At 63.4% G+C, this 24,032-nt stretch carries 20 protein-coding genes; 8 read left to right on the top strand and 12 right to left on the bottom strand.

The window, feature by feature from the left end; translation table 11 throughout:
- The 8 genes from QZT63_RS02035 to QZT63_RS02000 form a co-directional block, all read left to right on the top strand.
- On the top strand, positions 1–1,445 hold a 1,445-nt coding region (locus tag QZT63_RS02035), incomplete at its 5' end, for a long-chain-fatty-acid--CoA ligase (protein ID WP_290648134.1).
- A gap of 114 nt (positions 1,446–1,559) precedes the next feature.
- Entirely contained in the window at positions 1,560–2,738 is a 1,179-nt protein-coding gene (locus QZT63_RS02030) for a TAXI family TRAP transporter solute-binding subunit (RefSeq protein ID WP_290648133.1), read from the top strand.
- 518 nt (positions 2,739–3,256) lie between these two features.
- Positions 3,257–5,275 (top strand): TRAP transporter fused permease subunit, encoded by a 2,019-nt coding sequence (locus QZT63_RS02025; protein ID WP_290648131.1) that lies wholly within the window; start codon positions 3,257–3,259, stop codon positions 5,273–5,275.
- Positions 5,276–5,350: 75 nt separating this feature from the next.
- Positions 5,351–6,547: an acyl-CoA dehydrogenase family protein gene (locus QZT63_RS02020; protein WP_290648129.1), complete on the top strand. Its 1,197-nt coding sequence runs from the start codon at positions 5,351–5,353 to the stop codon at positions 6,545–6,547.
- 249 nt (positions 6,548–6,796) lie between these two features.
- Positions 6,797–7,168, top strand: a complete 372-nt coding sequence (locus QZT63_RS02015) for a response regulator (protein ID WP_290648128.1) — start codon at positions 6,797–6,799, stop codon at positions 7,166–7,168.
- A gap of 2 nt (positions 7,169–7,170) precedes the next feature.
- On the top strand, positions 7,171–7,392 hold the full coding sequence (locus QZT63_RS02010) for a hypothetical protein (RefSeq protein ID WP_290648127.1): 222 nt from the start codon (positions 7,171–7,173) through the stop codon (positions 7,390–7,392).
- A 12-nt stretch (positions 7,393–7,404) separates the two neighbouring features.
- Positions 7,405–10,152: a sensor histidine kinase gene (locus QZT63_RS02005; protein WP_290648126.1), complete on the top strand. Its 2,748-nt coding sequence runs from the start codon at positions 7,405–7,407 to the stop codon at positions 10,150–10,152.
- 26 nt (positions 10,153–10,178) lie between these two features.
- On the top strand, positions 10,179–11,201 hold the full coding sequence (locus tag QZT63_RS02000) for a hydrolase (RefSeq protein ID WP_290648124.1): 1,023 nt from the start codon (positions 10,179–10,181) through the stop codon (positions 11,199–11,201).
- Between the two features lie 124 nt (positions 11,202–11,325).
- On the opposite strand, the gene QZT63_RS01995 is transcribed toward QZT63_RS02000, so the two are convergent.
- The 12 genes from QZT63_RS01995 to QZT63_RS01940 all read right to left on the bottom strand — a co-directional run bounded on the left by QZT63_RS01995 (position 11,326) and on the right by QZT63_RS01940 (position 24,025).
- On the bottom strand, positions 11,326–11,538 hold the full coding sequence (locus QZT63_RS01995; protein WP_290648122.1) for a cold-shock protein: 213 nt from the start codon (positions 11,536–11,538) through the stop codon (positions 11,326–11,328).
- A gap of 301 nt (positions 11,539–11,839) precedes the next feature.
- Positions 11,840–13,933: a polyribonucleotide nucleotidyltransferase gene (gene pnp, locus QZT63_RS01990; RefSeq protein ID WP_290648120.1), complete on the bottom strand. Its 2,094-nt coding sequence runs from the start codon at positions 13,931–13,933 to the stop codon at positions 11,840–11,842.
- Between the two features lie 42 nt (positions 13,934–13,975).
- Complete coding sequence (gene rpsO, locus QZT63_RS01985; protein ID WP_290648118.1) at positions 13,976–14,245, bottom strand: 30S ribosomal protein S15; 270 nt, start codon at positions 14,243–14,245, stop codon at positions 13,976–13,978.
- Between the two features lie 121 nt (positions 14,246–14,366).
- Positions 14,367–15,275 (bottom strand): tRNA pseudouridine(55) synthase TruB, encoded by a 909-nt coding sequence (gene truB, locus QZT63_RS01980; protein WP_290648115.1) that lies wholly within the window; start codon positions 15,273–15,275, stop codon positions 14,367–14,369.
- 8 nt (positions 15,276–15,283) lie between these two features.
- Positions 15,284–15,655 (bottom strand): 30S ribosome-binding factor RbfA, encoded by a 372-nt coding sequence (rbfA, locus tag QZT63_RS01975; protein WP_290648113.1) that lies wholly within the window; start codon positions 15,653–15,655, stop codon positions 15,284–15,286.
- Between the two features lie 89 nt (positions 15,656–15,744).
- Entirely contained in the window at positions 15,745–18,429 is a 2,685-nt protein-coding gene (gene infB / locus QZT63_RS01970; protein ID WP_290648111.1) for a translation initiation factor IF-2, read from the bottom strand.
- 90 nt (positions 18,430–18,519) lie between these two features.
- Entirely contained in the window at positions 18,520–20,025 is a 1,506-nt protein-coding gene (nusA, locus tag QZT63_RS01965; RefSeq protein WP_290648109.1) for a transcription termination factor NusA, read from the bottom strand.
- Positions 20,026–20,069: 44 nt separating this feature from the next.
- The gene (gene rimP / locus QZT63_RS01960; protein ID WP_290648108.1) at positions 20,070–20,525 is read right to left on the bottom strand and encodes a ribosome maturation factor RimP; all 456 of its coding nucleotides are present in this window, start codon (positions 20,523–20,525) and stop codon (positions 20,070–20,072) included.
- Positions 20,526–20,786: 261 nt separating this feature from the next.
- Positions 20,787–21,920 (bottom strand): ABC transporter ATP-binding protein, encoded by a 1,134-nt coding sequence (locus tag QZT63_RS01955; RefSeq protein ID WP_290648106.1) that lies wholly within the window; start codon positions 21,918–21,920, stop codon positions 20,787–20,789.
- A complete protein-coding gene (modB, locus tag QZT63_RS01950; protein WP_290648105.1) occupies positions 21,910–22,581 on the bottom strand; it encodes a molybdate ABC transporter permease subunit in 672 nt (223 codons plus the stop codon). The genes QZT63_RS01955 and modB overlap by 11 nt, the downstream gene beginning before the upstream one ends.
- A 19-nt stretch (positions 22,582–22,600) precedes the next feature.
- A complete protein-coding gene (gene modA / locus QZT63_RS01945; RefSeq protein ID WP_290648103.1) occupies positions 22,601–23,383 on the bottom strand; it encodes a molybdate ABC transporter substrate-binding protein in 783 nt (260 codons plus the stop codon).
- Between the two features lie 390 nt (positions 23,384–23,773).
- Positions 23,774–24,025: a hypothetical protein gene (locus QZT63_RS01940; protein ID WP_290648101.1), complete on the bottom strand. Its 252-nt coding sequence runs from the start codon at positions 24,023–24,025 to the stop codon at positions 23,774–23,776.
- Between the last annotated feature and the right edge of the window lie 7 nt (positions 24,026–24,032).

The raw sequence follows: 24,032 nt of genomic DNA, 5'->3' as shown, positions 1-24,032 counted from the left end.
TCTTGTACATGCAAAACAGCCCTCAGTACATCATCGGCTATTATGGGATTCTCACGGCCGGTGCCGTTGTCGTGCCCGCCAACCCCATGAACCTGACGGCGGAGCTCACGCACTACGTCCATGACAGCGGTGCCCGCGTCGCCCTGTGCGCTCAGGAACTCTACCCCAACCTGCGGCCGCTGCTTATCGACGGCGAGTTGGACCGCGTCGCGGTCGCCGCCTACGCCGCCTACGCCACCGCGGATTTGGGCCTCAGTTTGCCTGACGTGGTCCGGGTGCCCGAAGAGACCCCACCGGGCGACGGCGCGATCGCCTGGACGACGGCGCTGGCTGAGGGCGAGGGCATGACGCTGGACCCGGTGCGCGTGAGGCCGGAGGACATGGCCGTCATCCCCTACACGTCAGGCAGCACGGGCCGTCCCAAGGGTTGTGTGCATACCCACCGCTCGGTGATGGCCACGGCTCAGGGCGGGGTGCTCTGGAACCCCATGCAGGCCGACCACGTCAACCTGGCGACACTGCCCTTCTTCCACGTCACGGGCATGCAAAGCTCCATGAACGGCCCCCTGTCGGCAGGCGCAACCTCGGTGGTGATGACCCGCTGGGACCGCACGACGGCCGCGGAGCTGATCCAGCACTACGGCGTCAGCCACTGGCGCAACATCACCACAATGGCCGTTGATTTTCTCAACAACCCGGAGTTGGAGCGCTACGACCTGTCCACGCTCCAGGCGGTGGGCGGCGGCGGCGCCGCCATGCCTACGGCAATTGCCGAGAAGCTCCAAAAGCTGACTGGACTGTCCTACATTGAAGGCTACGGCATGTCCGAGACGATCGCCCAGACCCACGTCAACCCGCCCCAGGCACCACGGGCGCAGTGCCTGGGGATCCCTGTATTCGACGTCGACAGCCGCATCATCGATCCCGACACCCTGGAGGAAAAGGGTCCCGGTGAAGTGGGTGAGATCATCATGCACGGCCCGCAGATCATGCGCGAGTACTGGAATAACCCGCAAGCCACCGCCGAGACCTTCATCGAGATTGACGGCAAGCGCTTCCTGCGCAGCGGCGACCTGGGCTACTACGACGAGAACGGCTACTTCTTCATGGTCGATCGCCTGAAGCGCATGATCAACGCTTCCGGCTACAAGGTGTGGCCGTCGGAGGTGGAGTCCATGCTCTACGCCCACCCGGATATCCAGGAGGTGTGCGTCATCGCCACGCCGGACCCGAAACGCGGTGAGACGGTCAAAGCCGTTGTGGTGCTGCGCCCGGGCGCCGCCGAGGTTACCGACGAGCAGGCCATTATTGACTGGGCGCGCGGGCAGATGGCGGCCTACAAGGCGCCGCGGTACGTGGAGTTCGTCGAGCGCCTGCCCCGCTCCGGAACAGGCAAGCTCCTGTGGCGGGAGCTGCAGGACGCCGAAGGCAGCAAGGCTGGATAAGCGCTGCAGGGGCGTAACGACGCCCTTGCGACGACAACCTCAAACGGTGCCTACGGACTGCGAAGGGCACTGGAACCACGCGAACCACCCCTGTTGAGTGGAGGAGACTGAGTAATGGTTAGAAAAGTCAACGTGCTGTCGACATCGGCCGTTACGGCCACCGGGCTGGCCCTGGCGCTTGGCTCCGGCTTCACCAGCGCCGACGTGGAACTGCCCGGAACGATCATCTGGTCGGCCTATCCCACCGGCACGACCGGTTATTCCCAGGCCGTGGGCATCGGTCAGGTGCTGCAAAACGAGTACGGTGTGAACCTGCGCGTTATACCCGGCCGCAACGACGTCTCGCGCCTGGAGCCCCTGCGTCGTGACCGCGCTCACTTCTCCGCCGGCGGCACCGAGGCCGTCTCGGCACAGGAAGCGCAGTTTAACTTTGCCGAGCCCGCCTGGGGCCCACAGCAAACCCGCGTGCTCATGTGGGCGATCTCCGATGCCTGCTCGTTTACCATTGCGGCGGCGGGCGATTCAGGTATAGACGAGGTTGCGGACATGGAGGGCAAGCGTGTGGCCTGGGTACAGGGCGCCCCAACGCTGAACGCCGGAATGGAGTACCTGCTCTCCTACGCGGATCTGACCTGGGACGACGTCGAGAAGCGGGAAGTCGGCGGTTACATGAGCGCTGTCGAGGCGATTATCGAAGACCGCGCCGACGCCATGGGTGGATCCTGCGACTCCGCACCGTTTCAGCGCATCAACGCCTCGCCCCGCGGGCTGAACTTCCCGCAGTTACCGCACGACAACGAGGAAGGCCTGGCGCGCATCTCCCAGTACGCCCCCTGGCTGGTGCCGTTCAAGAGCGTTGGCAACGTGGGTATGGACCCCGATGAGGAGATCGAAGTGGTAACCGGCCCCTACCCCATGCTGATCTCCATGGCGGACCAGGACGAAGATGTGGCCTACAACATGACCAAGGCCATGCACCAGCACTACGAAGACTACAAGAACAGTGCGCCGGGTGCTGAAGGCTGGGAGGTGGAACGTATGGATCTCACCAGCATGCCCATCCCGTTCCATGACGGCGCGATCCGCTACTTTGAGGAAATCGGCCTCTGGGACGAGGAGGCGCAGGCGTACCACGAAGAATCCCTGAAACGCCAGGAGGTGCTCGCAGAAGCCTGGGAGCGTCACCTGGAGGATGCCCCCACGGACCGTGACGCGTTCCAGGAGGCCTGGATGCAGACACGGTATGATGCCCTGGAAGAGGCCGATCTTCCGACCCTGCGTTCATTCTGGTGAGGCACGCATACTGCGGGGTGCCCGGCGCCCCGCAGTCTTACCTCGCGGTCCGGCATGTGACGCGAGGCGAGCACAATCAGGATCAACGCCCCACCCTTGTGACAATTCTGCATTGCGAAATGCGGTTCCACAAAATTTGACGTTGATGCCGCTTCATGCCATTTTTGCGCGAAGTAACCGAGGGAGTGCTCGAGGCTTTACGAACTGGCCGAAGTCTCAGGGAAGGCGCACATCGAAGATGCACCAGAGGCCAGCGAAGCCTTCCTGTAAGGCTGGATGACGCCCTCCCTTGAGCGCCTTGGAGCCGGCGATATGCACCTGTTGCCAGGCCCTGGCAGCGCATGAAAACCAACAGAGAGGGGAGGCCGCCAGGGGCGTCCAGAACTTGGCCGCCATAGCAAGACCAATAACCAGCGGAGGACCTCGATGAGGTTTCACCTGGCCTTGGGCTCAGCAGCCGAATCGAGATCAGCCCCAGGTTTCCGACATTCGCTCACACCCAACCAGGCATGCCGAACATGACTGACCCAGTGCAGACGAAGGCCGAATCCCGCGCAGAAGAAGAACGCCGTGCCGAGGAGGTCTACGCCACCCGTTACCGAGTCCTGTCCCTGCCGTGGCAGGCACTGCTCATGGTCATCACCGTGGGCATCACCTTGCTGGCGATCAACCAGATCTTCAACTTCGGGTTTTTCATCGGCGAAGTGATGCTAGACATGCGCTACCTCTACATCTACGTAGGGGCGATCCTGGTCATGGTGTTTATTTCGTTTCCGGCCACGGGCACTGCTGCGCGAACCACCGTTGCCTGGTACGACATCATCCTCGCCGTAACCGCCGCCAGCCTGTTTGCGTATTTCGCGGTCCATGCCGAGCGCATCGTGCTCGAGGCCTGGGAGTACGCCGCGCCCCAGTTCGGCATCTATATGGCCCTTGCGACCTGGGCCCTGGTACTGGAGGCGGGGCGCCGCACCGGGGGCTGGCCCATATTCGTCGTGGTGCTGGTGCTGTCACTGTACCCGCTGTACGCCGACCGAATGCCCAACGTCATTGCGGGCGTCAGTATGGGACTTGAGGAAGCGGCAGCCTTCCACATCATGAGTGAGGAAAGCCTTTTCGGCATCCCCACCCAGGTCGCCGCCTTGCTGCTCTTCGGCTTCCTGCTCTTCGGGGTGTCGCTGCAGCACACCGGGGCGGGGAAGTTCTTTATCAACATCGCCTTCGCCCTGCTTGGCCGCTTCCGGGGCGGACCCGCCAAGGTCGCCATTTTCTCAAGCGGGCTGATGGGCTCCATGAGCGGCGGCCCGGTAACCAACGTGCTCACGACCGGCCCATTGTCGATCCCGACCATGCGCCGCGTGGGCTTCTCCCGCGGCTATGCCGCCGGAGTCGAGGCCTGCGCATCCACCGGTGGCGTGCTGATGCCGCCGATCATGGGCGCGACTGCGTTTGTGATGGCCAACTTCCTGGGCGTGTCCTATGTCACCATCGTAATCGCCGCGATCATCCCCTCCCTACTCTACTTCTTCGGGCTGTTCATGCAGATCGACGCCTACTCCGCACGGCACGACCTCAAGGGTCTGCCGAGGGAGGAGCTGCCGAGCCCCTGGAAGGTCTTCAAGGAAGGCTGGTATTTCATTGCCGTGTTCGCGCTGCTGATCTGGATGTTGGTGTTTCTCCAGCGCGAGGCCACGGCGCCCTTCTACGCCACGGCGCTGCTGCTGGTGATCAACCAGTGCACCATGCACCGCCTGAGCCTCAAAGGGTTTCTCAAGCTGCTGGCGGCCGCCGGTCAGATCCTGGCCGAGCTCGGCGGCATTCTTGCCGCGATCGGCCTGATCATCGGTTCCCTGCAGGTCACTGGCATGGCCGGCACCCTGACCAACGACCTGGTGTACCTTGCCGGTGACAACGTGCTCATGCTGCTGATCATGGGCGCGCTCACCGCCTTTGTGCTGGGCATCGGCATGACGGTCACGGCGGCCTATATCTTCCTTGCCGTCATTCTCGCGCCGGCATTGATCCAAGCGGGCCTGCATCCCGTGGCCTCGCACATGTTCATCATGTACTGGGGTATGCTCAGCTTTATCACTCCACCTGTGGCCATCGCGGCGTTCGTCGCGGCATCCGTGGCCAAGGTGAACCCGATGCAGGCCGGCCTAGAGGCAATGCGGCTGGGGACGATTATCTACTTCATCCCCTTCTTCTTCGTCTTCAATCCAGCGCTGCTTCTGTTCGGCACGCCGCTGGAGGTGATCACGGTGGTCATCACCGCGCTGATCGGGGTCATCATCCTCGCCGCTGGCCTGCAGGGCTACCTGCTCGGTGCGGGCCGTGTTGGAAAGGGCCCGGTGGGATGGTTTGCGCGCACGCTCCTCATTGCCTCGGGGTTGACGCTGGCAGCCCCCGGTGGCGGCATGCTTGGCATCAGTCACGGCGTGTTGCTGCTGAGTTCTGCCGGGCTGCTGCTCGTCGCCACGATCACCATACTGATGCAGCGTCGCGCCGAGGGTGAACCACTGCGATTTACCCTTTAGCCCGAGACCCGTGAGACCACTGCAGACTCAGAGCAGTGGCTTCTTTTTACCAGAGTGACGGAGGTGACCAAGGCCATGTTCGAGTTCAGCGACCGTTCCAGGGAACTCCGGGAGAAACTCCTCGCCTTCATGGATCAGCACATCTACCCGAACGAGGCGGTATTCGCGCAGCAGCACGCCGAGGGAGACCGCTGGACCTCGCCCCCCGTGCTGGAGGAACTCAAGCGCAAGGCGAAGGCCGAGGGGCTGTGGAATTTGTTCCTGCCGGAGAGCGAGTACGGCGCCGGGTTATCGAACTTGGATTACGCCCCGCTGTGCGAGGTCATGGGACGCTCCTCCATGGCCCCGGAGGTGTTTAACTGCTCGGCGCCGGATACAGGCAACATGGAAGTGCTCGCCCGCTACGGCTCGGAAGACCACAAAAAACAGTGGCTGGAGCCGCTGCTGGACGGGAAAATCCGCTCCTGCTTTTCCATGACCGAGCCGGACGTCGCCTCCAGTGACGCCACCAACATCCAGACGGAAATCCGTCGCGAGGGCGAGGAGTACGTGATCAACGGCCGCAAATGGTGGTCATCCGGCGCGCTCGACAAGCACTGCAAGATCGGCATCGTCATGGGCAAGAGCGACCCCTCAGCGCCAAAGCACAAGCAGCAGTCGATGGTCCTGGTGCCGCTGGACAGCCCCGGTGTGAAGATCGAACGGGCGCTGCATGTCTTCGGATACGACCATGCGCCCCACGGGCACGCCGAGATCTACTATGACAACGTCCGGGTACCGGCAAGCAACATGCTGCTCGGCGAGGGTCGCGGCTTCGAGATCGCCCAGGGGCGCCTCGGGCCGGGCCGGATCCACCACTGCATGCGCTCCATTGGCATGGCCGAACGCGCCCTGGAGGCCATGGTTGCCCGGGCGAAATCGCGTAACGCCTTCGGCCAGCGGCTGGCGGACATGGGTGGATTGCGCCAGGAGATCGCCCGCTCGCGCATGGAGATCGAGCAGGCTCGACTGTTGACCCTGAATGCCGCTCACATGATGGACACGGCGGGCAATAAGGTCGCCCGCCGCGAGATTGCCATGATCAAGGTGGTGGCCCCCAACATGGCCTGCAACGTGATCGACCGGGCCATTCAGGCGTTCGGCGCCAAGGGCGTGTGCCAGGACACGTTCCTGGCCTCGGCGTTTGCCCATATGCGCACGCTGCGCCTGGCCGACGGCCCGGACGAGGTGCACATGGAGACTATCGCCAAACTTGAGATCGGCAAGGACTGAGCCCGCAGCGATCCCAAGAAACTCTGAAGGCCCGCGGTACGGGCAGCCCTGACCAACGCGGACCACCCCATTGGTCAGGGCGCCCCGCGCGCGCTGATCGGAGCGGGGGCGGGGGTATTGTGTGCTCGCCATCGCCTCAACACCGCGACGCGGGCGCTTACACGCGCCATACTAGATAAAAACAATTCCGATGGTTACGGTCTAAACTGGTGTAATTGGTGAAGACAACAATAATGGCGAGGAGAGACGATGCCCAAACGCATTCTAATCGTTGATGACGAGCCAAACATTGTCCTGTCCCTGCAATTTCTCATGAAGAAGAGCGGCTATGAGGTCGAGACTGCAACGGACGGGGAACAGGCGCTCGAAGCCGTGGAGCGCCAACAACCTGACCTCATGTTGTTGGATGTGATGATGCCGCGCAAGGACGGCTACCAGGTGTGCCAAATCCTTCGGGAGCGTGAGGAGTGCGCGAACATGCGCATCGTCATGTTGACGGCGAAGGGACGTGACGTGGAGCGGGAGAAGGGGATGTCCCTCGGCGCGGACGACTACATTACGAAGCCATTCTCCACCCAGGATGTGATCAACAAGGTCAGTGAAATGCTGGGCGAGAGCTGAGCATGGCGACGGGCAACGAGAAATCAGGCATCGGCAGCGTTTCACGACGCACCGAACGGCTGGTAGCGCTGTTTGTCGTCGCCTTCCTGCTGTTCAACTATCCCCTGTTGTCCCTGTTCGCCGACGACGCGCTGATCTTCGGGCTTCCCGTGTTCACTGTGTACCTGTTCACCGCCTGGGGGGTCGTCATCGCTCTCCTGGGCTGGATCCTGCGCCGCCGTTGATGCCGAGGTGACATGCCTGAGTGGCTGATCATCATTACGCCATTCCTCTACCTGGGACTGTTGTTCGCGATCGCCTATATCGCGGACAAGCGCGCCGATAGCGGGCACTCCCTGGTCAACAACCCCTACGTGTATACCCTCGCCATCGCCGTGTACACCACGGCCTGGACATTTTACGGCAGCGTCGGCCGGGCCGCCGAGGATGGCATGAGCTTTCTCACCATCTACCTCGGCCCCACACTCATGGCAATCCTGTGGTGGCAGGTGCTGCGCAAGATGATCCGCATCGCCAAACAGCACCGCATCACATCCATCGCCGACATGATCGCCTCGCGCTATGGCAAGAGCATGCTCCTGGGCGGGCTGGCGACATTCATCGCGGTGGTGGGGATCACGCCGTACATCGCCTTGCAACTGAAAGCGGTCTCCGCCAGCTTCGAAGTCCTGCTCGCCTTTCCGGAGGGGCTGGAAGCGGCGACGGTGACCACCGGGCTGGTGGGCGACAAGGCCTTCTGGGTGGCCTCGCTGCTCGCCATCTTCGCGATCCTGTTCGGCACCCGGAATATCGACGCCACGGAGCGCCTGGAAGGGATGGTCGTGGCCGTGGCCTTCGAGTCGATCGTCAAGCTGCTCGCCTTCCTGGCGGTGGGCATTTTCGTGACCTTCATGCTGTTCGAGGGGCCGGGCGACATCGTCGGCCAAGTCCGGGCCCACGAGGACATGCATGAGTTGCTGGAATTCCGCGACTCCGCCGCTGGCTATGGCAGTTGGTTGGCCCTGACCCTGCTCTCCATGGCGGCAATCATGTTTTTGCCCCGGCAGTTCCAGGTCATGGTGGTGGAGAATGTCAACGAGGACCACCTGCGCACGGCCTCCTGGCTTTTCCCGCTCTACCTGCTGCTCATCAATCTGTTCGTGTTGCCCATTGCGCTCGCCGGGATGCTCTACTTCGGTGACGGCTCCGTGGCTCCGGACAATTTCGTGCTGGCCCTACCGCTGGCAGAGGGCAACGAGCTGCTGGCGATGTTCGTCTACCTGGGCGGCTTCTCGGCGGCCACAGGCATGGTCATCGTCGCGACGATCGCACTGGCGATCATGGTGAGTAACGACCTGGTGATGCCCGCACTGCTGCGTCTGCGTCACCTGCCGATCATGGAGCGTATCGGACTGCGGCGGCTGATCATCTACCTACGCCGGGCGATCATCGTCGGCATCGTGCTGCTGGGTTACGCGTATTTTCGCCTCATTGCCGAGACCTATGCGCTGGTGAGCATTGGATTGATTTCCTTTGTCGCCGTGGCGCAATTCGCACCGGCGATCCTGCTGGGGATGTACTGGAAAGGGGCAAGTCGGTACGGGGCGCTGACCGGGCTGGTCCTCGGTTTTGTCATCTGGCTCTACACACTGTTTCTACCCTCACTCGCGGATCCCGGCGGCTGGTTACCCGCAGCCCCCCTGGACGGCGGGCCCTTCGGGATCAGCTTCCTGCACCCTTACGCCCTCTTTGGCCTGGACGACCTGGATCCGATCACCCATGCGCTGTTCTGGAGCATGCTGGGCAACGTCGGTGGCATGGTGCTCGTCTCCCTGATGACACGCCAGAGTGACATGGAGCGTATCCAGGCGACCCTGTTCGTGGATGTCTTCCTGCGCTCGGAGCAGGACACGCGCTTCTGGCAGGGTAACGCCACCATCGGCGACGTCGAGGCGCTGCTGGCGCGTTTCGTGGGTGAGACACGTGCTGCAGAAGCTCTGTCCGGCTACGTCCCCGCGGATGATGACCCATCGGAGGCGGCCACCCGGCAGGCACCGCCGGAGCTGGTCAACCACGCCGAACGCCTGCTCTCCGGGACCATCGGCTCGGCCTCGGCGCGGGTCATGATCTCGTCCATCGTCAAGGGCGAGGCGCTCACTTTCGAAGGTGTCATGGAGATCCTGGACGCCACCTCCCAGGCCATCGAATACAGCCAGCGCCTGGAGCAGAAATCGCGGCAGCTGGAACATGCGACCACCGAGTTGCGCGCCGCGAACGAACGGCTCAAGGAGCTCGATCAGCTCAAGGACGAGTTCGTCTCCATGGTCAGCCACGAGCTGCGCACGCCGCTGACCTCGGTTCGCGCCTTTGGCGAGATTCTGCTGAACAACCCGGATATGGATCAGGAGCAGCGCCGCGAGTTCCTGGACGTGATTGTGCGCGAGAGCGAGCGCCTGACCCGGCTGATCAACCAGGTGCTGGACCTATCCAAGATCGAGAGCGGCTGGAGTGACTGGCAGCTCAAGGACCTGGATCTGCGCACGGTGGTGGAGGAAGCGGCGGCAGCCACCTCCCAGTTGTTCGACGACCGCGATGTGCCGTTGGATCTGCGGCTGCCCGAGACCCCGTGCCCGATCAAGGGCGATGGCGATCGCCTGATCCAGCTGGTCATCAACCTGCTCTCCAACGCCGTGAAGTTCTCGGAACCCGGCGAGGGCCCCGTAACCGTCGACTTGGACAACGGCGGTCACCTGCTGGAGCTGCGAGTCACCGATTCCGGACCGGGCATCCCCGATCACGAGATTGAAAGGATTTTCGACAAATTCCACCAGATCAGCGACCAACAGGCGGGCAAACCCAAAGGCAGCGGCCTCGGCCTGGCCATTTGCAAACGGATTGCCGACCTGCACTGGGGCAGCATCCACGCCGAGAACAGCGGGAGCGCCGGTGCCACCTTCGTGGTCCGCCTCCCCGAAGCTGGGGGTGAACACTGCGATGTGGCCTAGTGCGTCCCAGGACACTGGTTAACCGCATGCCGCGCGATCAGCACAGCACCGGACGCATTCTGCCAAACGGGTTCAAGACGCCTTGGTGGCTACGTAACGGCCATGCCCAGACACTGTGGGCGGGATTGCTGCGACCCAGGGCCCAGGTGGCATTGAGTCAAGAAGGCCTGGATCTGCCGGATGGTGATCAACTGCAACTTGCCTGGGGCCCCGCCGCCCCTGGGCCGATCGTGGTCGTGCTGCACGGCCTGGGCGGCTGCGCGAGATCGCCCTACGTCCTGGGTCTGCTGGAGGCACTCGCTCGCCGCGGCATGCAGGGTGTCGTCATGCAGTTCCGCGGCGCCGGCGAGCAGTTAAACCGACAACCCCGATTCTTCCATGCCGGTGAAACCGGCGACCTGCAGGCGACCGTCCAGCATGTCTGTCGCCGGCTTCCAGGCCGGCAACTGGCAGTCGTCGGCTATTCTATGGGGGGCATCATCACGCTCAACTGGCTGGCGCGCCTTGGCGAGCAAGCCGCTGCGGATATGGCCATCACGGTGTCGACACCGATGCAGCTCGGGCCTTGCGCCGACTACCTGGCCACAGGCCCGCGGCGCATATACGACCGCCACCTTGTTCGCGGCCTGCGCCGGCTGGTGCGCCGCAAGCAGATGCAACAGGCGCTGCCGCTGGACCCGCGGGCCGTCCTGCGCGTGCGCACGCTGCGGCAGTTCGACGACTGCATCACGGGCCCGCTCCACGGCTTCGTCAATGCCGATGACTACTACACGCGGTGCTCGCCACTCCAGCGGCTGCGGGCAATCACCGTGCCCACGCGGATGATTCACGCGCTTGATGATCCGTTTATCCCTGCGGCAACGCTGCCGAGCGTGGAGCAGCTACCGCCGGCGGTCACGCTGGAATGGAGCCCGCATGGAGGACACGTGGGATTCGTCCAGGGACAGCCGCCGCTGCAGGTGAGCTACTGGCTGGACGGGGCCATCCCGCGCATGCTCGCCGAGGGCCTGTGGCAGGACAAAGAGCCCATCGTGGCGACGATCGCCTGACACGCGAGACGCGGCGGGACCAGCTGGGGCCGGCTGCTGCCCTGTACCGCAAAGGGCCCCCAAGCTTCTGGGGGCCCCTTGCACTCCGGCGCTCGCCGGTACAACGCTTTCTTGGGCGCGTTGTTCAGCCCAACGCGACCACGTCGTCGGCCTGCAGACCCTTTTCGCCCTGCACCACGCCGAATTCGACTTGCTGGCCATCTTCTAGCGTCCGGTAACCGGTGCCCCGGATGGCACGGAAGTGAACGAACACGTCATCCCCGGCCTCGCGGGCGATAAAACCGTAACCCTTGGCCGCATCAAACCACTTGACCGTGCCAGTCTCTCGCTCTGCCATTACTTGAACCTCTAGCTCACCTATCATTACGCACGACATTGAGGAATGTCGCCTACACACTTGGGCGGGCGAATGACCACACAGACCACCCGCCAGCGCTCAGGACGTGATCCTCAGTAACCCGGACAACGAGAAGATGCCAAACGGAGACTGCTGAGCGTCCTGGGGCGCTTGCCCGAAGCAATTTCGATAGTACGCCGCGTCCAGTCGCCACGCAATAACGCGGGTTTTCGCTGACTCAGACGCATCAACCCCCGCTCGATGGCGGGGGCTTCGCGATGCTGCTACGGTTGATACGCGGTCAGGCGCTGACTTCTCCCACCGCTTTCATGCTCAACCGCACCCGGCCCTGCCGATCGACCTCCAGCACTTTGACCTTGACCATGTCCCCTTCCTTGAGTTTATCGGCGACGTTGGTCACCCGCTCGTTGGAAATCTGGGAAATGTGAACGAGCCCATCCTTACCGGGAAGGATGCTGACAAAGGCGCCAAAGTCCATCAGCTTCACCACGCGCCCTTCGTAGACCTTGCCCACCTCGATATCGGAGGTCAGCTCCTCCACCCGCCGACGGGCCTCCTCACCGGCGGCCTTGTCCACGGACGCAATGGTGACGACGCCTTCATCGGAGATGTCGATGTTGGCACCAGTCTCTTCGGTCAACTGCCGGATCGTGGAGCCGCCCTTGCCGATCACGTCGCGGATCCGCTCTGGGTCAATGCGCAAGGTGAGCAGCCGCGGCGCGTACTCGGACATGTCGTCCCGGGGCTTGCTAATCGCCTTCTTCATTTCGCCGAGGATATGCAGGCGACCGCTGTTCGCCTGATCCAGGGCCTTTTGCATAATCTCCCGGGTAATGCCCTTGATCTTGATATCCATTTGCAAAGCGGTCACGCCCGCTTCGGTACCTGCCACCTTGAAATCCATGTCGCCGAGGTGATCCTCGTCGCCGAGAATATCGGAGAGCACGGCAAACGCGTCCTGTTCCTTAATCAGACCCATCGCGATACCGGCCACCGGCGCCTTGACCGGCACCCCCGCATCCATCAACGACAGGCTGGTGCCGCAAACCGAGGCCATGGAACTGGAGCCGTTCGACTCAGTGATTTCCGCGACGACCCGAAGCACGTAAGGGCACTCTTCGGTCGACGGCATCACCGCCTGCACACCACGCTTGGCCAATTTCCCATGACCGATTTCACGTCGCTTCGGACCCGCCATGAACCCGGTTTCACCAACACAATAGGGCGGAAAATTGTAATGCAGCATGAAGGGCTCTTTGCGTTCACCTTCGATGGCGTCAACAATCTGCGCATCGCGCCCGGTGCCCAGTGTTGTTACAACCACCGCCTGAGTCTCTCCACGGGTGAAAATGGCCGAGCCGTGGGTGCGTGGCAACGTGCCGACCTCAATGTCTATGGGCCGCACCGTCTGATTGTCGCGTCCGTCGATTCGCGGCTCGCCGCTGAGGATGCGCCCGCGAACAATCTTCTTCTCCAGCTCCTTGAACGCGCCCATTACATCGTGTGCCGTGGCCCCGTCTTCCTCGGCGGACGCGAAACGTTCGACAGCCTGGTCACGCAAGGCGTTGACCCGGTCGTTGCGTTCCTGCTTTTCCGCAATCGAATAGGCTTCCCGCAGGGCGCTTTCGAACTGACCAGTTACCTCAGCGCCCAGGTTGTCGTCTTTCACCGCGGGTTGCCAATCCCAACGCGGTTTGCCCGCTTCAGCGGCCAGCTCATTGATTGCGGTGATCGCCTTTTGCATCTGCTCGTGGCCGAAAATGACGGCGTCGAGCATTACGGACTCGGGAAGCTGCTGCGCTTCCGACTCCACCATGAGCACGGCATCGCTCGTACCGGCGACGACGAGATCAAGGCCCGACGACTCCAGGGCAGTGAACCCCGGGTTCAACAGGTACTCGCCGTCTGTGTACCCCACGCGTGCAGCGCCGATGGGGCCGTCGAACGGAATGCCAGAGATGGCCAGGGCTGCAGAGGTGCCAAGAAGTGCCGGAATGTCGGGATCCACGTCCGGGTTCATTGAAATCACGGTCGCAATGACCTGAACCTCATTGCAGAACCCCTCCGGAAACAGCGGACGGATCGGCCGGTCGATCAGGCGGCATGTCAGCGTTTCCTTCTCTGACGGACGCCCTTCTCGTTTGAAGAACCCACCCGGAATCTTGCCGGCTGCGTACGTCCGCTCCTGGTAATTGACGGTGAGCGGCAGAAAATCGCGTTGCGCCGCTGGCTCGTTCTTGCTCACGACAGTGACAAGGACCACCGTGTCCGACATGTTGACCAGTACGGCACCTGTCGCCTGGCGGGCGATGGCGCCCGTCTCGAGGGTGACGGAATGCTCACCGTACTGGAACGCCTTCTTTACCGATTCCACAGCGACTGATCCTCTATACGACAGAAAAACATGACCGGCGGTCTATTTGCGCAGACCCAGCTTCGCCACGATCGCCTGATAGCGCTCGCGGTCCTTGCGGTTGAGGTAGTCGAGCAGCTTTCGGCGCTGGTTCACCAGCTTGAGTAGACCACGACGGGAGTGATGATCCTGCTTGTGGTCTGCAAAATGCTGTGTCAGGTGCAAGATTCGACTCGTGAGCAGCGCAACCTGGACTTCGGGCGACCCCGTGTCCCCTTCCGAGCGCTTGTGCTCATTGACGATCTCGGCTTTCTGTTCCGCGGTCAGCGACATCGAATGGCTCCTGGTATTCCGTCTACTTTTGGAAGGCCCGCTATTGTAGCGGCGCACCTGCATGGCGACAAGTTAAGGAGACGCTGGACAATTCCTTTAGCATGCTGCACGCGGCAAGGTCTCACGCGAGCATCAGCCGCCGCGGGGCGATGCGCCCGTCGCCCAGAACCACGCCCATGCCCAGAAAACCCCCGGGTCCAAAAATACGGACCCAGCCGACACCCGGGGCCCTGGGGACAAACACCGCCTGGCCGCGACACAGAAATTGGGCGCTGTCAGGGTCAAGCGTTACGGCCGGCCACTCCACGAGCCCGACCTCCGGTGGCAAAAGCAACGCATCGAGCGCGTCCCTGCCCTGCTCGCTTGCCGCTTCAACCGCGTCCATCGTGACCATGGGCTGATCGACGAATGGGCCCAGAGCCGTCCTGCGGAGAGCCGTCACATGCGCCCCGGCGCCCAGCGCCTCGCCAATCCCTTCCACCAGCGTACGGACGTACGTGCCCTTAGAGCAGTGCACATCCAGTGTCAGGAACTCGCCCTCCCGGGCAGCGAGCTTCAGGTCATACACGCGCACCCGGCGTGCCTTGCGCGCAACTTCCTCGCCGCGGCGGGCCAGGCGATAGAGCCGTTCGCCCCGATGCTTCACCGCGGAGTACATCGGCGGCACCTGGTCCTGCTCGCCTGAGAAGCGCGCGAGAACGTCTTCGATGCGCCCGGCCTCGAGCGCCGGAACCGGGCGTTGCTCGAGCAGCTCGCCTTCACCATCCGCGGTGGTTGTGGTTTGACCGAGGCGACAGGTCACCCGATAGCGCTTGTCCGCATCCAGGAGGAAGCCTGAAACCTTGGTCGCCTCGCCAAAACACAGTGGCAGCAGACCCGTCGCCAGCGGATCCAGGCTCCCGGTATGCCCGGCCTTGCGGGCCTGGAACAGGTGCTTGACCCGTTGCAGCACCTGGTTGGAGGTGCCCCCGGGCGGCTTGTCGAGCAACAGGATGCCGTTGACGTTGCGACGGTGCCTTTTCGCGATCACTGGTTTCTTCAGCTGCTCCGGCCTTGATCCTCATCGAGGGCACTGTCGATGAGGGATGACAGGCGCGCTGCGCGATCGAAGGACGGATCGTGAATGAACGTCAGTGCCGGCACGGTCCGCAGCCGCACGCGCCGGCTCAATTCCCGACGCAGGAAACCGGAGGCGCCATTGAGCACACCGGCCGCCTCTGTACTGGTGCGCGAATCCTCGCCCAGCACGGTCATGTAAACGCGGGCATGGGCCAGATCGCGCGCCACCTCCACGCCGGAGACGGTGACCGAGCCGACCCTGGGATCGCGAATTTCATCCCGAATGGTTTCGGCAAGCTCGCGCTGAAGCTGCTCCGCCACACGCCGGGTACGCGGCGTTTCCTTTCTCATGCATCACCTCTTCCGGCGGAGGAGCGGAACCAATCGACCCCGCGACTGCGCAGTGAGGGGGCCGCCGCGGCCTCGTGATCGGCGCGCAATCACAGGCTGCGCGCCACTTCGATGCGCTCGAAGCACTCGATCTGATCACCAACCTTGACGTCATTGTAGTTCTTCACCCCGATACCACATTCCGTACCGGAGCGCACCTCGCTGACGTCGTCCTTGAAGCGGCGCAGTGACTCCAGTTCGCCTTCGAAGATCACCACGTTGTCACGCAGCACGCGGATCGGGCAGCGGCGCCGGACGACGCCTTCTTCCACAAGGCAGCCGGCAATGGCACCGAGCTTGGACGATTTGAACACGTCGCGGACCTGCGCGAGGCCGAGAATCTCTTCCTTGACCTCCGGCTCCAGCATGCCGCTGATCGCCTTTTTGACCTCGTCAATGGCCTCATAAATGATGCTGTAGTAGTGCACATCCACTTCCGCCTCCCGGATGAGCTTCCGCGCGGCTGCGTCGGCGCGCACGTTAAAGCCGATGAGGATGGCGTTTGAGGCAATGGCCAGGTTGACGTCGGATTCGTTGATGCCGCCAACCCCGGTCTGGATCACGTGGACCTTGACTTCGTCGTTGGACAAATCCGCCAGGGACTGGCTCAGTGCCTCGGCACTCCCCTGCACGTCCGCCTTGAGCAGAATGTTGACCTGATTGACCTCATCGGACTTCATCTGCGTGAACAGTTCATCCATGCGCGCGGCCTTCTGCTGCTGCAGGCGCTTGTCGCGCTGGCGCTCCTTACGCAGTTCAGCGACTTCGCGGGCCTTGCGCTCATCTTTCAGCACCATGACGTCGTCGCCGGAATTCGGCAGACCGGACAGGCCCAACACCACAACGGGTATCGAGGGGCCGGCCTTGTCAACCTGGCGTCCGTTCTCGTCGAGCATGGCCCGGACGCGTCCGTACTCCACCCCGGAGAGGATGACGTCACCCTTGTGCAGCTCGCCGTTTTGTACCAGCACCGTCGCGACCGGCCCACGGCCTTTATCCAGGCTTGATTCGACCACAATGCCGGTGGCCGGACAGTCCACCACAGCCGTCAGTTCCAGGAGCTCAGCCTGCAGAATGATCGCCTCCAGCAACTCCTCCAGCCCTTCGCCGGTCTTGGCAGAGACAGGCACGAACTGTGTATCACCCCCCCACTCCTCGGAGATGACATCGTGCTTACTTAGCTCCTGCTTGACCCGGTCCAGGTCCGCCTCGGGCTTATCGATCTTGTTCACCGCCACAACGATAGGCACTCGAGCCTCGCGGGCGTGCTTGATGGCCTCTTCTGTCTGCGGCATGACACCGTCATCCGCCGCAACCACAAGAACCACGACATCGGTCAGCTGCGCCCCGCGGGCGCGCATGGCCGTGAAGGCCTGGTGGCCCGGCGTATCGAGGAAGGTGACCACACCCCGGTCGGTGGCCGCGTGATAGGCGCCGATATGCTGGGTAATGCCACCGGCCTCCGAATCCACAACTTTGGCGCGGCGAATGTAGTCCAGCACCGACGTCTTGCCATGGTCTACGTGCCCCATAATCGTGACCACTGGCGGGCGCGGCCGCTGCTCGCCCTCCAGCTCGGCCGCTTCGCTGATGACCGCTTCCTCCAGGGCGTTCTCGTTGACAACCTTGGGCCGGTGACCAAGCTCCTCGACCAGCAGAACGGCCGTATCCTGGTCCACCGGCTGGTTGATGGTCGCCATGACCCCCTGCTTCATCATTTCCTTGATCAGCACCGCCGCCTTGACACTCATGCGCTGCGCGAGATCACCGACGGTGATGGACTCGGGAATCTCCACTTCACGCACCACGGGAGCTGTCGGCTTCTCGAAGCCATGCTGAAGCACCTTGCCGGCGCCGCCACCACGCTCTTTACGCTTGGCCCGCTTGCCCGGGCGCGCTGCGGAGACGTGCAACTCATCCCGGCCTTCGCGGCTCTTGCGGCTCTTCGTCCGGCGGCGACCTTCCTCGTCGTCCTCCTGCTTGGTGCGCTCTTTGCTCTTGGTCTTCTTGCGCTTGCCGGAGACGTTGGACTCCGCTTCAAGGGTCGCCGGGTCCACCACCGCAGGCTCGTCGGCAGAGACCGCTGGCTCGCCCGTCTCGGTTGCGTCACTATCCTCGGCCGACTCGCCCGCGTGTGTTTGTTCATCGCCGAGTGCGGAGTCTGCGGCGGCCGGCGGCGTCTCCGCATCCTGGGCGGGCGCGTCCACCGCCGACTCGGTCTGCTCAGAGCCGGCGTGTTGCAATTCGGCTGCAGTAACATCTGCTTCAGCCACCTGCTCGACAAGCGACTCCGTTAGCTGTGCGCCTTCCTCCGCGCGTCGGGCCTCCGCTTCCTCCGCACGTCGGGCCTCCTCGGCCTCGCGCTGCTCGGCCTCAAGCCGCTCCCGCTGTGCCTCCACATCCTCACGCTTGACGTACGTCCGCTTCTTGCGAACCTCCACATTGACGGTTCGCGTACTACTCGCGCCTCGGGATCCGCGGGCCCCGCCACCGCCGGTCGGAAGCTTGATCTGGCTGGTGCTCTTGCGGCGCAGGGTCACCTTGCGCGGCCCGGACTGGACTTCCTCGCCACCACGGGACTTCTGCAAGTAAGCGAGCAGTGCTGCCTTGTCGGCGTCCGATAGCACGGAATCCGCGTCACTGACTTCGACACCCGCATCGCTCAGCTGGCCCAGAAGTCGTTCAACCGGAGTACCCACCGTTTGTGCAAACTGCTTGACTGTCACTTCCGACATGCATTTCTCCCCGAATCCTGTGCGTCAATCTCGGCACGCCCGTGCGCTCCACGCCTCGCCTCGCCGGCAAGGCGCCCTCTGCGCAATGTTTCAGGATTCCTTTTGCTCCTGCTCGGCGAACCAGGGTTCCCGCGCTTTCATGATCAAAATCGCAGCGCGCTCGGCGTCAATGCCCGTCGCATCCACCACGTCATCCACAGCCTGCTCGGCCAGGTCTTCCATGGAGACGACACCTTCCGCTGCCAACTTGTGCGCAAGCTCCTCGTCCATACCCTCCATCGCGAGCAGATCTTCGCTGGGTTCGGCACCCGAATTACCGCCAGCCCCGGCGATCATCTGCTGCAGCAGCACGTCCCGGGCCCGGGAGCGGAGTTCTTCAACCATCTCCTCATCGAATTCCTCGATCTCCAGCATTTCCGAGGTCGGCACGTAGGCCACTTCCTCGACGCTGGAGAAGCCTTCCTGCACCAGGATGCCGGCCACCTCTTCATCAACACCGAGCGTGTCCATGAAGGAATCCAGAATCTTCTGACCCTCTTCCTGGCTCTTGGCCTGGGCATCCTCGCTGGTCATTACGTTCAACTCCCAGCCGGTCAGCTCGCTGGCAAGCCGCACGTTCTGGCCGCCCCGCCCGATGGCCTGGGAGAGCTGATCCCCGGCGACGGCGACATCCATGCTCCCGGAATCCTCGTCGACAACAATGGACTCCACGTCTGCCGGCGCCATGGCATTGATGACGAACTGCGCCGGATTCTCGTTCCAGAGAATGATGTCGATCCGCTCACCGGACAACTCGTTCGAGACCGCCTGCACGCGCGAGCCCCGCATACCGACGCACGCGCCAACAGGATCGATGCGCGGGTCGTTGGAGCGCACGGCGATCTTCGCGCGCAACCCCGGATCTCGCGCCGCACCAAGGATATCGATGAGTTCCTGACCCACCTCGGGGACTTCCAGCTTGAACAGCTCGATCAGAAACTCGGGCGCGGTCCTCGAGACAAACAGCTGCGGCCCACGCGCTTCCGGCCGCACCTCCTTCAAATAGCCCCGAACCCGGTCGCCGGCGCGGAAGGCCTCGCGGGGAATCATCTCTTCGCGGGGAATCAGTGCCTCGGCGTTGCCGCCGAGGTCGATGATGACGTTGCCACGCTCGGCCTTCTTGACCACGCCGGTGAGCAGTTCGCCGACACGACCCTGATAGGCGTCTACCACCTTGGCGCGCTCAGCTTCCCGAACCTTCTGGACAATGACCTGCTTGGCCGTCTGCGCTGCAATGCGCCCGAAAGCCACCGACTCCATGGGCTCTTCCACATAGTCGCCCACCTGAACATCCCGCTGCCGCTCCCGTGCCTCGGAGAGCCGCATGACCTGGTCAGGAAACTCCACGTCGGCGTCGTCCTCCACCACTTCCCAACGCCGGAAGGTGCTGTACTCGCCGGTACGCCGGTCCACGTCCACACGAACATCGATGTCGCCCGGGAATCGCTTCCGGGTAGCAGAAGCCAGGGCTGCCTCGATGGCCTCGACAATCACTTCCCGATCGACGCCCTTTTCGTTGGAAATGGCCTCTACAACCAGCAGAACCTCTTTGCTCATTCTTGCGACTCCACGCCCGGTCGTGCGTCATACACGCCGGTCAGTCAGACATCCGGGACCAGATTGGCCTTGTCGATGCGCTCCAACGGCACCGCGTAGTGCGTGCCATGCTCTTCAATCATCACGCAGCCATCCTGCACCCCGTGCAGAATGCCACACAGCTTGCGTCGTCCTTCCCACAGGCCATGCAACCGCACCCGGGCTTCGGCGCCGGCGAAGCGCTCAAAGTCAAGGGCGTTAAACAGGGGGCGATCCACGCCGGGTGACGAGATCTCCAGGCGGTAGCTACCCTGAATCGGATCCTCTACATCCAGGACACCACTGACCTGATGACTGACGGCCTCACAATCCGCGAGCGTGATCCCGGCAGGGGCATCGATATAGACCCGCAGCAGCCCGTTCCTTCTGCTCGGCCGGTATTCCAGGCCCACAAGTTCATAGCCCATGGCAGTCACTGCGGGCTCAATCAGTGCCGTCAGCGTGTGCTGCATCCGCTCCATGTGCTTTCCGTACAAACAAAAAATGGGCCTCGAGGCCCATCCGATGCTCAGCGACGATCACCCGTGCATTCGGGCTTCCCCCGCTGGGTTGCGTGCGCATGCCGCCGGAACCCGGTGGGCGGTCCTCAGCGACAAAAAAAGGCCGCACGCGGCCCGATTCTGACGTCGCCGAAGAAACGCCGTTTGAGCCGCGGAGGGCCTATAAACCCGCGATCCGCGACCTTTCGAGGCCGAAAAGATACACCTCACGTGGCCCTGTGGTCAAGAAAAACCGCCCTTGGCCACGGGGTCGCGGGCATGCTCCCGCGGCGCCATGACATGAAGTCCCTTGCCCAGCAGGGAAACCGTGGCATCAACGCCGGGGGTCAGCCCGTTACGGCGCGCGGCATGCGTGGATACCGACAGCCGCAGCGCGTCGCCGGTGTGGTGGCAGCGGAGAACGACGGAGGTCTGCGCGCCCATGACAACGCATTCATCGACAGTCCCTCGCACCGGATTCTCTCGCTCGCCGCGGGAGGGCCTTCCCCGCCGGTGGAGGACGATGTCGGAATCGGGGATGTACCAGTTGACCCGGGCACCATCCGGCAGACCACTCGCCTGGGCAAGCTCCAGCGTCAGCCCGCCCCATTGTAAGCATTCGCCCCCATGCGCCCGCGTGACAACGCCACTGAAGACGTTCTGGCGGCCGAGCAGGCGAGCCACTCGGGGGCTCTCGGGACGACGAAACAGGGCCTCCGGTGTCCCCGTCTGCAGGCTCTTGCCGTCGTGAAGAACGCAGATGCGATCCGCCAGGGCCGTGGCTTCCTGCAGGTCATGGGTGACCAGGAGCACCGGGATGTCGATGCCCTGACGCAATAGCGCCAGCTCGCGCTGCAACCGCTCGCGCGTCATCATGTCCACGGCCGAAAACGGCTCATCCAGCAGCAGGGCGCGGGGATCCCGGGCCAGCGCCCGGGCAACTGCGACGCGTTGCTGTTGCCCGCCGGAGAGGGCGCTCGGCAATCGCTGCTCCAGGCCCTCGAGGCGCACGAGGTTCAGCAGCTGCCGCGCCCGGCGGATGCGCTGCGCGCGATCACCACCGTCCATGGCGAGAATCAGGTTGTCCAGGGCGGTCAGATGGGGGAACAGTGCGTAGTCCTGGAAAACCATGCCGACGCGGCGCTTCTGAGGCGGAAGGTACAGCCCGCCAGCGGTATCCAGCCAGGCCTCGCCGTTGCATCGGATGAGCCCGATCTGCGGCCGGTGCAGCCCGGCAATGGTGCGCAGCACCGTCGTCTTGCCGCTGCCGGACGGGCCTACCAGCGCCAACAGTTCTCCCGGCGCAACGGCGAACTCGGCCTCAAGCACGATCCCCCGGCGCGAGTGCAGCGCCACACTCAGGCCGTCACCGGACACCGACCGATCTACCCTTGCCCGCCAGCCCATAGACAAGCCCGATGGCGACAAACGATGCCAGCAGCAGCAGCAGCGACATGGCGCCGGCCGCCTCGTCGTCGAACGCCTGAACGCGGTCATAGATCGCGATGGCGACGGTCTTCGTTTCCCCCTCGATGGCACCCCCCACCATGAGCACGACCCCGAATTCACCGATGGTATGCACGAAGGTCAGCACGAATGCCGAGATCACACCGGGCCAAACCAGCGGCAGTTCCACCCGCACGAATGTGCGCCAGCCCGAGAGTCCGGAGCACCAGGCGGCCTCGCGCAGATGCAGGGGGACGGTCTCGAAGGCCCGCTGGACCGGCTGGATGGCAAAGGGAAGGTTGAAGATAATGGAGGCGAGGACAATCCCGGGAAAGCTGAAGTTAAGCCCTTGTCCCGTCAAACTGAACCATAGGCCACCGAGGGGCATGTCGGGGCTGAAGCTGACCAGCAGGTAATACCCCAGCACCGTGGGCGGCAAGACCAGGGGCAACGCCACGGCGGCCTCCACGAATCCGCGACCGCGGAAACGGTGGTGGGCGAGCCAACGCCCCGCCAGCACCCCGAGCGGCAGCAGGATCAACGTCGTCCAGGTCGCCAGTTCCAGGGAAAGCCGAAAGGCCGTCCAGTCCATACCCACCTGCTCAGTCGCCCTACGGAACCACGAACCCGTACTCCGCCAGAATGGCGCGCACCTGCTCGCCCTGCATGTAGGCGTAGAACGCACGTGCTGTCTCGCCGGCGCGGTTGGTCAAGACCATGCGCTGACGCAGTGGGGCATGCATGTCAGCGGCCAGGAGGTCGTGGCTGGCGCGCTGTTTCAGGGCAGGCGCCAGCGCCAGCGAATAGGCCACCAGGCCGCCATCGGCCTCACCGGACAGGGCGAGGCGTGCGGCCTGCGAGTCGTTCTCGCCGTAGATCAGATAGGGCTTGATGTCATCCCAAATGCCAGCCGTCTGCAGCGCCTCGCGGGCGGCGACGCCGTAGGGCGCGTGCTCCGGGTTCGCAATCGCGATGCGCCGTAACTCCCCCGCCTCTAGACGCGCGCGCAATGGCCTCAGCGAACCGTCAACCACATCCGCCGGATTATCGGCCGGCGCCATGAAGACCAGGCGCCCAAGCGCGTAGAGCACCCCCGCCTCCACCGTATGGCCCTCGTCATACAAGGCCATGACATACGCCTCATCGGCCGAGAGGTACAGCTCGAACGGCGCACCCTGGGCGATTTGCCGCCGAAAATTGCCGCTGGAGCCGAAATTCAGCCGTACCGATTGACCATGCTCCGCCTCGAAGCGCTCCGCGACCCCTTCCAGGGCGAATTGCAGATCCGAGGCTGCGGCGACGATCGCCCGATCCGCCCAGGCCCCTACAGGGGACAGCATCGTCAGGAGCAGCGCAACAAGCCACACGACCCATTTCGGAGCTGAACGGACCATATGGGCTCCCTCCGGGCGACGGTTGCGGAACGCGATTGACGCCGACGCTACGATAACACAGCCAGGTAGGCCGGGAATTTACGCCCATGCAACGAGAGCCGGAGACCGTCGCGACAAACGACTTTGTGGGGCCGGACACATTAGGGGACGGGTGGCCCGACAGTCACCCGTTGCAAAGGGCTGGTAGCCGGACGGCCTAACCGCGCGCGGTAGACACCCCCGGTGACGGGCAGTCAGACTCACGACCGCCTCCCGATATCCGCGAGCGCAGCGTGCGCAAAGGGGCGAGATCCCGTTCGTTGCCAAGGCATCAAGCCGTCGGTCGAGTTCAGTACGTTGGTCCGCACCATGTCCATGGCCAATTAGATTGGCCCTGTCCCAGTCGTGTTCTTACTCCCGCTTTTTGGCCCCTCGCTCCCGCTCTTCGCCTTCCCTGATTAATCGCTCGAAATCCTCTCGGGGCATGTAGTCCCAATCCCAATGGCTGGTGTACCACTGTTTCAGGTTGCGTTTGCCGGAATGCACGGGTTGCGGTTCGTCATCCGATGCATAGGCCGCACCCGCCCTCGCCTCGTCAGCGAGGTCGGCGTGACCTCGGCGCCGCGAAAACCGATCCCGCAATCGCTTGAGCAGCGCTTTCATGAGGCCT

Source organism: Aquisalimonas sp. (genome assembly GCF_007120195.1).
Taxonomy (GTDB): domain Bacteria; phylum Pseudomonadota; class Gammaproteobacteria; order Nitrococcales; family Aquisalimonadaceae; genus Aquisalimonas.
The sequence above is the reverse complement of the archived record's forward strand: the minus strand, read 5'-3'. Positions and strand labels throughout refer to the sequence as shown.